Here is an 11,759-nt window from a genome sequence, read left to right as displayed (position 1 = left end):
TGGCAGTCTCGTCGGTGGCCGGGCCGGACGGTCCGGCCGCCGACGGAAGAACAGGATGGGCGCGACCATGGGCGATCTTCTCCTCGTCCGGCACGGCGAGACGTCGTGGGCCCTGACCGGGCAGCACACCAGCTGGACGGACATCCCCCTCACGGACAACGGCAGGCAGCAGGCCCGCTCGCTCGCCCCGCTGGTCGGCGGATTCCGGATCGGCGCGGCGTTCACGAGCCCGCTGCGGCGCTCGCGGGAGACGGCGGAGCTGGCCGGGTTCCCGGACGCGTACGTCGACCCGGATCTGAGCGAGTGGGACTACGGCGCGTACGAGGGCGTGACGACCGTGGAGATCCACCGCACCCGGCCCGGCTGGTACCTCTTCACCGACGGCGTCGCCCCCGGCCCGCCCGAGCACCCCGGCGAGAGCCCGGAGCAGGTGGCCGAGCGCGCCGACCGGATGCTGGCCAAGGTGGACGCGGCGCTCGCCAACAACGAGGGCAGCGTGGTCCTCTTCGCCCACAGTCACTTCCTGCGCGTTCTCACGGCCCGGCGGCTCGGCCTGCCCGCCTCGGGCGGTTCGATGTTCCTCCTGGCCACGGGCACGATCAGCCGTCTGAGCACGGAACACGGACGCCCGGTGGTGGCGAGCTGGAACCTGCGGCCGTAGGGCGGGAGATCGCCGGAAACGCTCGAACTCCTGATGTCAGTGGCACAAGGCACTATCGGAAGCAGTCGACGCCGACCGACGCGGACAGCGGAAAGGGGTGCGGGTGCGGTGAAGCCACCCACGGCCGCCCAGCGGCGGATCATCGAGGCCGCGGACCCGGAGACGGGCCGCCTGTCCGGCACGCCGGCCCAGCTGACGGGCCTGGTGCGGGCGCGCCTGGCCTTCCGTCATCCCCGGCCGCCGCACGCGTATTTCCTGTCGCCCGCGGGCCATCGCGTGCGGGACGAGGCGGTTCGGCGGCCCGTGCCCGATCCGGCCGGGCCGTCCGCGGACCCCGGGGTCTTCGCCGCCCGCACCGGCACGGAGGCGGCGGTGGCCGGGAGCGAGGGCGCCGCTCGCGCGCGGGAGGTCCGCGGCGCCTGGGAGGGCCTGCTGGAGCTGCGCAGGATGACGAATGCCGACGGCGCCCGCGACCGCCCCTGCGCGTGGGAGCGTACGCATCTCGTGCAGGCGGCGGCCCTGGCCCTGGAGGCGGCGGGCCTGCCTCCCGCGCGGCCGGGCCAAGAGGGGTACGAGGTGCGGGGCACGCCGCAGCCCGAGGCGGTCGCCGTGCGGGAGCCGTCGCCGGACGGGCTGCGGGCCTGCGCGGCGGCGCTGGAGCGGGCGGGCTGGCAGGTCGGCGAGCACGCGGGGCCGCGTGGCGGGTCCCGCTATCTGCTGGCTTCGCCGAGAAGGACGTGAGCCGCCGCCCCGGGCCCGGCCGGAATGCCCTGCCCCGTCCGGTAGTTGAAGGCGGGAAGACTCAAAGATCATTGAAGGGAACACCGTGGCAGAGCCGTTTTCCGTGAGCATCGGGGTCCGTGGATACGAGACGGACTCGCAGGGGCACCTCAACCAAGCCGTCTATCTCCAGTACGCCGAGCACGCCCGCTGGTCGCTGCTGCGGGCGGCCGGAATCGCGCAGACCGACCTCCTCGACAAGGGCGTCGGCCCCGTCGCCCTGGAGAACACCGTCCGCTACCGCAGCGAGCTGCGCGCGGGCGACGAGACGACGGTGAGCTGCGCGTTCGTGTGGGGTGAGCGCAAGACGTTCCGCATGGAGCAGACCATCACCAAGGCGGACGGCACGGTCGCCGCGACCGTCTCCTCCCTCGGGGGACTGCTCGACCTCAAGGAGCGGCGGATGGTGGAGGACCCGCGCGAGTACTTCAGAACGCTGGCGGTGGACCCGGCGCTGCTCGGTCTGTAACCGCCGGCCCTTACTTCGTCATCAGGTTGAACTTCATCTTCGACTGGCCGGGGACGAGGTCGGGGCCCGTCGCGCTGCCCGATTTGGTCTGGAAGTGCTGGCCGAGGTATTCGCCCACGTACTGGGTCACGGCGGGCTCTATCTTGGTGCCGAACGCGCTGGACTGGTATGCCTCTTTGGGCAGTTTCGACGGGTCGATGTGGCCGATGTTGTCGTTGCGCCAGACCAGGTCCTGATTGCCGCCCGCCAGGTAGACCTCCATGCCGAGGTTCCCGTGGGCGTCGTACGTCACGACGGCCACGCAGGACTTCTCCGGGTGCTGGGCGGCCCACTCCGTCAGCGTCTTGTTCCGGCCCTCCTCGATCGAGTTCGCGGTCTTGACCTCGCCCGTCACGACACGGGGCACCGTCAGCTGACTGTTGTTCTCGGGTCCCTGGGGGCCTTTGCCGCCCCACTTGGGCGGCTCGGGGTGGTAGGCGCCCTGGCGCGGCTCATAGGTCGTCGGCGGCCGGGGCTCGTACCGCCGTTGCTCGGGCGCGGGCTTCACGATGCCGTCGGACGCGGAACCGGGCCTCATACCGGCGATTCCGGACGCGATCCCCTGGACCACGGCGTCCCTGACGGCCTGCTGCCCTGCGGCCTTGGCCGCGTCGATCTTGCTCTCGGGACCGACGCGGCCGTCGTTGTAGAACCACTGCTCCCGGTAGGAGTCCGGGGTCAGGACGTTGTCGATGACGACAGGCTCCTTGGTGTCCATCAGGATCGGCCGGAGCGTGCCATTGTTCACCAGCTCGCGTTCGAGGTCGCGGGGCGAGATCTTGGCGGGGTCGATCGGGCCCCGGCCCAGCCCCACGACGAGTTCGTTGTAGCTCTTGCCCGTCTTCTTCTCCAGTTCCTTGCGGACATCCGTATCGGTCCGCCCGTCCGCCCCCTTCTTCTCGGGCTTCTCGGGCTTCTCGGCCTGCTTCTGCGCGGCGGGCTCGCCCGGCTTCGCGACTCTCGGGTCCTCGGTCTGTACGGGCGCCGCTTCCGTGCGGCCGGGGGAGGACGTGGCGTTCGGGCCGCTCATGCCGCCCGAGGCCGTGTTCTCCGTGGTCCCCGTGTACTTCACGTAGGACACGGCATCCGGGGTCATGTCCTCCTTGCGCAACTCCAGGGTGTGAGGCGGCTTCTCGGCGAGGCGGTCCTCGTTGCGGTACTCCATAGTGCGGTACGAGGGGGAGGCCTCGGGCAGCCTCGGCCGGTTCGCGTCGGTCTCGCGGGAGCCGCCAGGGGCTGTGCCGTGAGTGCCCGCGTCCCGGGGCGTGCCGTGAGTGCCCGCGTCCCGGGGCGTGCCCAGATCCGGCCGGTCCTGCCTGACCGAGGAGTCCGGCCCGTCCCGCGCGCCCTCGGCCGGGGATTTCGGCTGTTCGGTGCGTTCGGTCTGTTCGTTGTCGCGCTCGGACATGACGTCATCCGGTCTGTCAGTGACGAAGGGTACGGTCGATGAAGTCCGCGACGAGATCCCGCTTCTCCGCGGACGCCCCCGCCAGTGGACGGGACGCCAAGTCGCTCGCGCCGCGCCCGTACCGCTCCGCGCCGGAGTCCGCGCCGGGCTCCCGTCCCTCGGGTCTCAGCTCGGTGCCGCCCTCCCCCGGCTTCCCGGAACGGCCGCCGTCCTGCGCGAAGCCGGGGAAGCCGAGTTTCAGGTCGAGATCGATGCCCTCGCCGAGCTTGGTGGAGCCCGAGCCGCTCAGCAGCATGCCCGTGCCCGGCAGCATCTTCTCGATGGACGCGCCCGCCTTCGGGGTACCGACGGCGATGCCGTCCGCGCCTCCGAGACCGCCGGGAAGCTTTCCGGGCTCGCTGCCCATTTTGGCCAAGCCGTCGTAATCACCCACCGACGCGCGCAGCGCGGCGGCGGCGATGTCCGATCCCGGCAGGCCCGTCCGTTCCATGGCCTGGGCGGACAGTTCCGCCGCTTCCCTGCTGAACTTGTCGTACTCGGCCTGTCCCTTGGCGCGGGATTCCTCCACCGCGCGGTCGTTGTCGGCGCGCACTTTGTCGAGCATCCGGGGTCCCATCACCAGCCCGCCTCTCCGAGGACGTGGGCCAGTATGCGGCGGGCGGTGCGGGGCGGCTTGCGCTCGTCGTCGGCGAGCATCTGCTGTTCGAAGCAGAGGCAGGCCCGTCGTGCGGCGGTGTCGAGTGCGGTCCTGGCCTCCTCCGGCATGTCGTCGGTGGGGAATTCGACCAGTTCGTAGGCCGCGTCCTGGCAGATCTCCCATGTCTGGCGCCGCCGCTTGTCCTCCGAGGCCGCGTCGTTGCGGTCCGCGTCCCGCCACGGGGACTGGTAGCGGCGGGACGCCACCAGGTCGGCCACCGCCGAGCGGTACAGGCACAGCGGCGGATCCTGCGAGCAGACCAGGTGGCAGACGGGATAGGGCTCGAACTGGCGGGCGTGCAGGCGCCGTGCCGTCTGCTGGAGCGCTTCGACGAGCGCCGCCGTGTCGCGGGCCGAGTCGCGGCCGCCGGTGCCGACCTGGCCGGTTCCGTCGGCCTGGCCGGTGCTGTCGACCTGGCCGGTTCTGTCGACCTGGCCGGTCCTGTCGGCCTTGTCGGCCTGGTCGAGGAGTACCGCGCGCAGCCGGTCGCACAGCTCGGCGGTGTCGGCGTAGGACCACCCGCGCTGGCTGCCGCGCCGGGTGGTGAGCCACTCCGCGCCATGGCCCGCGAAGGCACGCAGCAGGTCGGCCGTCGGTACGGACGCGGGGCGGCGGGCGCGCAGCGCGGTGCCGAGGTCGTCCCGGAGCCGGTCCGGTGCCCCCGCCTCGTCGACGGCGGACGTGAGCAGCCGGGACAGGACGCGCTGGACGTACACGTCGCCGGTGAGTTCCCGGGCCGCCGCGCAGGCCGCGGGAGTGGCGCAGGTCTCGGCGCAGAACGGCTGCGGCAGAAAGAGGTCCGTGAAGGCTCCCGCCTCCCGCCAGCGCCGCATGTGCTCCTGCACCTGGGCGTCGGTGGGAGGGCGGGGCGAGAGCGGGTCCTTCACGGGCGGCACGCGGACCAGCAGGGGCGCGTCGTCTCCTCCGCTGAACACCACGGCTTCGCCCACCCCCAGAGTGACGAGCGCTCTGGCCTGGGCCTCGTCCATGGCCATCGCCGCGGCGAGCGCGGCACGGTCGTCCCCGGCGATGACCCGATGGGTGATCTTGAGATTGCTGTTCTTGATCACGTCGGGTGCCAGCCGTACCGGTACCTGGTCGGCGATGATCACGCCTTGCCCGTAGGCGCGGATCTCGGAGAGCAGGTTGGAGAAGGTCTCCACGGCCTGCCCCTTGGGGTTCGCCGTCTCTTCCGAGGACGAGGACTGGACGTTCTCCAGCAGCCGGTGCGCCTCCTCCACCACCAGCAGGTGGACGAGTTCGCGCGACTGCCCCTGCGCGCGGCGGTGTTCGACCAGGCGGATCAGGAGCAGGCCGGTGAAGAACGCCTTGTCGCCCTCGTCGCCCAGGGCGTCCAGCTCGACGACGGTGGGGGTGCCGAACAGCTGGGCCGGTGGCAGCGAGCGCGACACGTCGAGCATCGCCCCCTTGGCGCCGCGCCGCAGGGATTCGAGGCGGGTGAGGAGGGCGGCGCGCATGTCCCCGGCGATCCGGTCCTCGTAGCCGAGGGTGGGGATGACCTCGGTGACCTTCGCGATCAGGTCGGAGAGCGTGGGGAAGGCGTCCGCGGTCACACTCCCGGCGCCGTCGAGCCGGGAGTTGAGGTTGGTCCGCAGGTCCCAGCCGCGGTCGGCGTACACCTCGTGCAGGCAGCGCTCCAGGATCTGCGGCAGGGGGGTCCACATGCCGAACGCGGCCGTGAACACGGCGCGGAGCAGGTCGAGGTGTTCGCTGACGGTCGTGCCCTCCGGTGCCTCGAAGGGGTTGAGGACGAACGGCGCGACGGTGGCCTTGCCCGCGGTGAACACCTGGAGGCTCTGTCCCAGGGCGGGGTGCTCGATCAGGGCGCGGTATTCGGTCTTGGCCGGTTCGATCACGAGGAACGGCACGCCGTTCGCGGTCGCCTCGATCAGCAGGCCCATGATCGTGTTCGTCTTGCCCGAGCCGGTCGTGCCGGGGATGAACACGTGCCGGCTGAGGGAGCGCAGCGGCACACGGTACGTGGTGCCCGTCGCCCGGTGATGGTGGAGCACGTCGCCGACGACGAGGTGGTGCTCGTCGCCGCTCACGGGTGGCGCGACGACGTCGAAGCGGGCGAGCGGGCTGACGGAGAAGCCCAGGGTCTCCAGCTGGGGCAGGTGCACGTACGCGGCGAGCTGGGCCGAACTCAGCACGGTCTGCGCGGCATACGGGTGCTGGTACAGGTTCGGTCCCGGCTGCTCGGCGTCGGCGGGCAGCGCCCAGCCGCCGCCCAGGCCGGGCACGGCGGGGTGCGGGAGGGTGCGCACCGGCTCGGGGACCGACCTCGCGCCGGAGAACACGGCACGCCAGGCGCTGGCGAGGGCGGTCACGTCCTCGGGGCGCTCGCCGAAGAGGTAGACGGCCGTACGCCAGCCGCCGCGCGCGTGCGCGTCGGCGAGGGCTTCCAGGCGTGCCTGGAGCAGTTCCACGTAGTGCGTGGCCAGCGGGCTGCTCACGCCCTTGGCCTCGACCGCGGAGGACACCACGCGCATTTCGTTGAGGACGCGGTTGCGGTCGGCGCCGAGCGCGTCGGCCCCGACCGGGGCGGCGAGGACGAGTGCGGCCCAACGCGTTCCGCTCATGGACCGGACGAGGCGGTCCACCGGCAGGGCGCCGTCCCTGGTGTCGACGACGGCGGGGCTGGGGACTCCGAGGGCGAGCGCGCCGTAGCCGAGCCGGGGCACGCCGACGCCGGCCGCCGTGATGCCCACGGCCGGGTAGCAGCCGTCGAGGATGCCGAGCAGCATCCGCTGCCGGGCGTCCAGGCCCGCCTCGTCCATGCCGTCCTCGGCCCAGGTGCCCAGGCGGACGGAGATCCCCTGCCCGCTGCCGTCGAGGAGGAAGGCCAGGGGCGCGCCCGCTCCGGCGAGGCCCACGAGCAGGGGCAGGGTCGCCGGTTCGAAGCCCGGGTCGTCGGACGGCTTGCCGCTGCCGGGCGGGGGCTGGGCCTGGGCGGTCACCGGCTGTCCGACGCCGGTCACCCGCACCGCCCGGCGCGCAGCCATGGGGACCACGGCCTCCGCGCCTGCCTGCCAGAGCGGACGGAGCCTGGTGCGTTGCAGGTAGTCGACCGCTGCCGTGGTCACCGGGTCGCTCATGTCAGGGCTCCGTGGGCCAGCCCGGAGGCGGTCCTCCGGTGTCCGTACAGGCCGAGATCCCGACGCTCACGAACATGCCGATGACGAACAGGCCGATGAGGACGGCGAGGACCACGGCGAGCACGCGAAGGCTCCGGTACGCCTTGGCCCGCACGCGCGCGTGCGTGGTGAGGTTCGTCAGCTCGTCGGCGCGCAGGGTCCCGTCGCGCCAACGGCCGTGCAGCCGTACTTCGTCGCCGTTGCTCACGGACCCGGAGAAGGAGAGCCCGCGCATCTCCACCGGGATGAGCTTGAGGGCGTTCCCGCTCGCGTCGTGGCGTTCGATGCGGAAGTGCCAGATCTCTTCCTCGCCGCCGTTCCCCCACTGCTCGCGGCGAGCCTGGAAGTCCCGGACGACCCCGGTGAAGTGGTCTCTCCCGGAGCCTTGGCGTGCCTCGCGCGGTGTCGCCCGAGGCGGGGCCCCATACGTACTCGCAGCTCCGTACGATGTCGGGGCGTCGTACGGCCTAGGCCGCGGGGGCCCGCCCGATGTGGGGGCTTCGTACGGCCTGGAGGCTGCTCCGCCCGCTGGAGAGGGCCTGGAGGATCCGCCCGCAGTAGGGGCCCCGCATGCCGGACAGTGCTGCGCCGAGGCCGCCACGGGGTCGCCGCACGAGGCGCAAGGGCGGGTCAGCGCGGTACGGCACTGTTCGCAGTAGGCAGAGCCGACGCGATTCTCGAACCCGCAGGACTGGCAACGCATGACATCGCTTCCTCATCCCCACGCTAGCACTCCCCACCCCCCTCTGCGCGCTGAAGTCGCGCCCCTGACCTGCGCATTCACCCCTTTCCTCCCGAGCGTCGACGCCCCATTTGGCCGCGTACATGACATCGTTACCCGACCGACCCACGACGTTCACACAGTCGTCCGCACACCCGTGCCACTCTCCCGATGGTTGATCAGTCAACTCGCGTAGACCGCAGGCCCCTTGAACGGCTGTCCGGCACGCGAGGCCTCCGGGAAAGGACACACCCCCACATGCCCGTCCCGCGCGTAAGCCGCTGGAAGCCCCTGGCTCTGGCCACCGCCACCGTGCTCGTCGGCATCACCGTGCCGGCCACGGCCACGGCCTCCCCCACAGCCACGGCCTCCCCCACCGCCGCCCCCGCCTACGACGACACGTACTACCAGGACGCCCTCGGCAAGACCGGCACCGAGCTGAAGTCCGCGCTGCACACGATCGTGAGCGACCAGACCAAGCTGTCGTACGACCAGGTCTGGGACGCGCTGAAGACCACCGACCAGGATCCGGCCAACAGCGCGAACGTGATCCTGCTCTACACCGGCGCCTCACGGGCCAAGAGCGCGAGCGGCGGCGACCAGGGCGACTGGAACCGCGAGCACGTCTGGGCCAAGTCCCACGGGGACTTCGGCACGGCGACCGGCCCCGGCACGGACATCCACCATCTGCGCCCCGAGGACGTCACCGTCAACAGCATCCGCGGCAACAAGGACTTCGACAACGGCGGTGGCGCGGTCGGCGGCGCCCCGGGCAACCTCACGGACGCCGACTCGTTCGAGCCCCGCGACGAGGTCAAGGGCGATGTGGCCCGCATGATCCTCTACATGGCCGTCCGCTACGACGGCGAGGCCGGCTTCCCCGACCTGGAGCCCAACGACCGGGTGGACAACGGCAGCGCGCCCGCCATCGGGCGCCTGTCGGTCCTGAAGAAGTGGAACGCCGAGGACCCGCCGGACGCCTTCGAGAAGAACCGCAACCAGGTCATATTCGACAAGTTCCAGCACAACAGGAACCCGTTCATCGATCACCCGGAGTGGGTCGAAGAGGTGTGGTGACCTGACTCCTCAGCGGCCGCCACCGCCCTCGAACTCCTTGGGCGGTGGCCCCCCGCCGGTGTCGGCGAAGAACTGCCAGAGGGTGATCAGGGCCACCGCCTGGGCCACCAGGTAGGCGAGCTGGAGCGAGAAGTACCGCATCTGGTAGATCGACAGGAGCAGCCCGACCCTGCTCTGCCAGTACCTGCGTTCGCCCTGGAAGGTCTCCAGGTCCAGGGCGATGCCGGTGAGCGTGAGGACGGGCAGCATCGTCACCACGATCAGGGCCAGGTCGCCGTGTCCCTGGTCCAGGGCGAAGTTCCCGAGCGCGTCCGGTACGGCGGGCAGCGCGTAGGCCGCGGCGACGGTCAGCGCCTTCACCGGGCCGCGTCGCCCCGGCAGCGCGCGCCACAGCGCGCCGAGCACGAAGCCCGCGCCCGCCCAGCAGACCTGCCAGGTCAGAAAGCCCATGGGGATGTCGGGCAGGCCGAAGCCGTGGTGGAGGTTGGCGCGCCAGTGGTCGCCGCGGATCCACCCCGACCAGACGACGACCGTGCTCGCCGGGAGCCCGAGGAGGCAGGCGAGGAGGGCGGCCCTGCGGCCGTTGCCCCACCAGGTGTCGCGCGGCCCGAGGGCGAGCGCCACGTCGACGACGGAGACCTGGGCGGGCAGCCTGCCGGTGGTCCCCGCGCTGTCGGTCCAGGTGTGCAGGCCCCGCACCTCCTGTTCGAGCAGGCGGCGTTGGAGTATGTCGTCGTCCGACTGACCGTGGTCGAGGCGGCGCATCTTCGCGTGGATCTCGCGGTAGCGGCGGGCCCGGCCGAGGATGTCGGCGCGTCGCGCGGCGGTCACGGTGACGCCGAGCCGCTCCGTCGAGGACTCCAGTGCGCGGTTGAGTACGGCCTTGCGCGCGCCGACGGCGAGGACGAGCCGCAGCGCCAGCATGTTGAAGAAGACCCACAGGACGCTCAGGAGGCCGTTGTTGGCGAAGACTCCAAGGCCCATGCCGACCACGACGGGGAAGAAGATCATGAGGACGCGGCGGTCCTCGCGGTCCTCGACGGGTGAGTCGGTGGGCCGTGCGGCGGCCGCGCGCAGCGCGGCGAGGAGGGCGATTCCGGTGAGGAGCCACACCGGCAGCCACCAGTTCTGGCTGTTCACGACGAACCACGTGACGTCCCCGCGCAGTTCGCCGCGGTGCTCGATGCCGTACTGAGGGTCGCCGTGGTCGCTCAGCCAGGAGGCTCGCTGCCAGTTGCGCTCGGCGGCCAGGATGTAGCACGCGCCGACGGCCAGGGTGAGGGTGACGATCAGCGGTCCCGCGTACCGCATGAGCAGTTCGCGCGGTGCTCCCGGTGTCCTGCGGCTCGGCGGGATCAGATCGGCGGCGCGGGCGAGGCGCCAGGCGGCGGCCGTGACCGCGAGGAAGGTGAGCGCCTGCGCCGAGCCGCCCGCGATGCTCAGCGCGTAGAACGCGCGGTACGACGTGCCGTCGCTGACGTCGAGATCGGCGGGCAGGCCGAGCAGGTGCGGCTGGAAGGCGACGGCCAGTACGGGCACGGCCAGCGCCGCGCCCGCCAGGACGACGGGGCGGCGCGGCCGCGCGAAGGCCAGGAGGAGGGTGGCCGTGCAGACCGAGGCGGCGAAGATGAGGCGGGGCTCCCGCGCCGTCCACAGCTCGTCGTCACCGAGGGCCCTCAGCCAGCGGAACAGGACGGCGTCGCCGTCGAACACGATGACGGCGCCCGTCGAGACCCACGCCCAGTCCCTGAGCGTCGTCGCGGATTCCGCTTCGAGGGTGCTCGCCCCGGCGCGCCGTCGCAGTCGTGCGACCGCGTACAGCATCAGTCCCGACACCACGAACGTATACGCCATGTTGCCGCCGTCGTTGAGGTTGGCGAACAGGAAGCGGTTGTCCTGGGCGGCGTACGAACGCCGCCAGTCCGGTTCGAGCCGTACGGCGACGGGTGGCGGCGCCTTCTCGCCCTTGGGACGCCACACCAGCGCGGTGGCGTCCTCCTTCGTGGTGGGTTTCGGCGTGGCGGACTCGGCTCCGGGGGCACCCGGGTCGACGAGGATCTTCGTCCATTTCACGCTGCGCAGGCCGGGGACCGGTTCGAACAGGATTCGCCAGTGGGCGGTGCCCTGCTCGATCTTCCAGGGGCCGAGCGAGAACCAGCCGTTGTCCTCGTCGATCCAGGAGAAGGTGTCCAGCGTGACCCGCAGGCCGCCCTTCTCCGCGCTCACCCGCGGGCTTCCCTCGGACCGCCACTCGCCCCACCAGCGGTGCTGCGTTCCGTGGGGCCGGGCGAAGCAGCGCATGGCCCGGCGGTAGCCGTCCGTGTCCTCGCTGAGCAGCAGGGACTTGGTGTACCGCCAGGAGGACGGGACGTGGACGGTCAGCCGCGCGGTCACCTTGGTGTGGACGCTGCCGCTGTGCCGCAGGCGGATGGAGGCGCTCGCCCTCGCCTTGCCCGAGCCCTCGGTCGGGCACCACAGGCCCGCCAGATTCTGCCCCGGTATCGCCGGTTTCTCCTCGGCTCCCGCCCGCGCGGGCCACAGCACCGCGCAGAGCACGAGCAGCACCAGCACAGCGCGCGACCTCAACAACCGCTCCCCGCCCCCGAGTTCTGATGCCCTCCAGTCTTCCGGATCGCGTCCGCTTCCGCGAGGTGATCAGCGGTACTGCGGGTCCGTGCGGTGGTCTAGATTGCTGCTTGATCGTCGAACTACATGACGCAGTACGCATGACGAACCACGTGAGCAACCA

Annotated in this window: 9 protein-coding genes and 1 pseudogene; 4 read left to right on the top strand and 6 right to left on the bottom strand. The window is 71.7% G+C overall.

Features of this window, described 5'->3' with window-relative positions; genetic code table 11:
- Positions 1-67 precede the first annotated feature (67 nt).
- From CP975_RS29185 to CP975_RS29175, 3 genes are all read left to right on the top strand, one after another.
- Positions 68-661: a histidine phosphatase family protein gene (locus CP975_RS29185; protein ID WP_055528359.1), complete on the top strand. Its 594-nt coding sequence runs from the start codon at positions 68-70 to the stop codon at positions 659-661.
- Between the two features lie 108 nt (positions 662-769).
- Positions 770-1,402, top strand: coding sequence for a hypothetical protein (locus CP975_RS29180; RefSeq protein ID WP_055528344.1), 633 nt, complete (start codon positions 770-772; stop codon positions 1,400-1,402).
- A gap of 85 nt (positions 1,403-1,487) precedes the next feature.
- Positions 1,488-1,910: an acyl-CoA thioesterase gene (locus tag CP975_RS29175; RefSeq protein WP_055528346.1), complete on the top strand. Its 423-nt coding sequence runs from the start codon at positions 1,488-1,490 to the stop codon at positions 1,908-1,910.
- Between the two features lie 10 nt (positions 1,911-1,920).
- Here CP975_RS29175 and CP975_RS29170 read toward each other — a convergent pair whose 3' ends face one another.
- The 5 genes and pseudogenes from CP975_RS29170 to CP975_RS36660 all read right to left on the bottom strand — a co-directional run.
- The gene (locus CP975_RS29170; protein ID WP_055528347.1) at positions 1,921-3,357 is read right to left on the bottom strand and encodes a hypothetical protein; all 1,437 of its coding nucleotides are present in this window, start codon (positions 3,355-3,357) and stop codon (positions 1,921-1,923) included.
- Positions 3,358-3,373: 16 nt separating this feature from the next.
- Positions 3,374-3,961 (bottom strand): hypothetical protein, encoded by a 588-nt coding sequence (locus CP975_RS29165; protein WP_150477535.1) that lies wholly within the window; start codon positions 3,959-3,961, stop codon positions 3,374-3,376.
- Between the two features lie 11 nt (positions 3,962-3,972).
- Complete coding sequence (locus CP975_RS29160; protein WP_055528349.1) at positions 3,973-7,173, bottom strand: ATP-binding protein; 3,201 nt, start codon at positions 7,171-7,173, stop codon at positions 3,973-3,975.
- Position 7,174: 1 nt separating this feature from the next.
- On the bottom strand, positions 7,175-7,453 hold the full coding sequence (locus CP975_RS35985) for a hypothetical protein (RefSeq protein ID WP_030778183.1): 279 nt from the start codon (positions 7,451-7,453) through the stop codon (positions 7,175-7,177).
- Positions 7,454-7,789: 336 nt separating this feature from the next.
- Positions 7,790-7,915: pseudogene (locus tag CP975_RS36660) on the bottom strand (double zinc ribbon domain-containing protein); the annotation flags it as partial.
- Positions 7,916-8,191: 276 nt separating this feature from the next.
- Here CP975_RS36660 and CP975_RS29150 point away from each other — a divergent pair.
- Positions 8,192-9,010 (top strand): endonuclease I family protein, encoded by an 819-nt coding sequence (locus CP975_RS29150; protein WP_055528350.1) that lies wholly within the window; start codon positions 8,192-8,194, stop codon positions 9,008-9,010.
- Between the two features lie 9 nt (positions 9,011-9,019).
- Here CP975_RS29150 and CP975_RS29145 read toward each other — a convergent pair whose 3' ends face one another.
- Positions 9,020-11,596 carry a DUF6185 family protein gene (locus tag CP975_RS29145; protein WP_150477533.1) on the bottom strand — a complete coding sequence of 859 codons (2,577 nt, stop codon included), beginning with the start codon at positions 11,594-11,596 and terminating at the stop codon, positions 9,020-9,022.
- Positions 11,597-11,759 lie beyond the last annotated feature (163 nt).

The organism is Streptomyces alboniger, assembly GCF_008704395.1.
GTDB lineage: Bacteria > Actinomycetota > Actinomycetes > Streptomycetales > Streptomycetaceae > Streptomyces > Streptomyces alboniger.
The sequence above is the reverse complement of the archived record's forward strand: the minus strand, read 5'-3'. Positions and strand labels throughout refer to the sequence as shown.

Excerpts from the sequence above, each read along its gene's own strand:
- CP975_RS29185 (WP_055528359.1), top strand. The coding sequence starts at position 68 with ATGGGCGATCTTCTCCTCGTCCGGCACGGCGAGACGTCGTGGGCCCTG.
- CP975_RS29170 (WP_055528347.1), bottom strand. The coding sequence starts at position 3,357 with ATGTCCGAGCGCGACAACGAACAGACCGAACGCACCGAACAGCCGAAA.
- CP975_RS29165 (WP_150477535.1), bottom strand. The coding sequence starts at position 3,961 with ATGCTCGACAAAGTGCGCGCCGACAACGACCGCGCGGTGGAGGAATCC.
- CP975_RS29160 (WP_055528349.1), bottom strand. The coding sequence starts at position 7,173 with ATGAGCGACCCGGTGACCACGGCAGCGGTCGACTACCTGCAACGCACC.
- CP975_RS29150 (WP_055528350.1), top strand. The coding sequence starts at position 8,192 with ATGCCCGTCCCGCGCGTAAGCCGCTGGAAGCCCCTGGCTCTGGCCACC.